Source organism: Pseudomonas sp. PDM22, from assembly GCF_014851965.1.
In the GTDB taxonomy this organism is placed as follows: Bacteria; Pseudomonadota; Gammaproteobacteria; order Pseudomonadales; family Pseudomonadaceae; genus Pseudomonas.
The window spans coordinates 1-509 of sequence record NZ_JACVAR010000031.1; the positions used below are offsets into that span (position 1 = coordinate 1).

The 509-nt window shown below is 51.7% G+C and carries 1 protein-coding gene; it reads right to left on the bottom strand.

The features are described 5' to 3' along the window. Positions 1 to 509, bottom strand: a 509-nt coding sequence (locus tag IB255_RS31360; RefSeq protein WP_192211288.1) for a hypothetical protein, incomplete at both ends; no start/stop codon positions are given.

Here is a 509-nt window from a genome sequence, read left to right on the forward strand (position 1 = left end):
TTCTCTCCCCCCCCTCCTCTTCTCTCCCTTTCTCCCCCCTCCCCCTTCCCTTCCTCCCCTTTTTCTTTTCCTTTTTCTCCTCCCTTTTTCCTTCTTCCCCCTCTTTTCTTCTCTTTCCTCCCCCTGCGCCTTTCCCTCCCCTCTCTCTCCCCTCTCTTTCTTCCCCTTCTCTCCTCCTCTTTTTTCTCCTCTTCCTTCCTTTTCCTCTCTTCTCTTCTTCCTTCCCTTTTTCCTTTCTCTTTCTCCTCTTTTTTTTCCCTTCTTTTCCTCTTTCCCCCTCCTCTTCCCCCCCTCCCCCCTCTCCCCCCTTTCCTTCCCCTTTCTCCTCCTCCTCTCCTTCTCCTTCCTTCTCCTCTCTTTCTTCCTTTCCTTTCCTTCCTCTCCCTCTTCCTTTCTTTCCTCCCCCTCCTCTTCTTCTCTTTTCTCCCTCCCCTTCCCCTCCTTTTCCCTTTTTTTCCCCCTTTTTTCTCCTCCTTCTTCCTTCTCTTCTCTCTCCCTTTCTCTTCCCC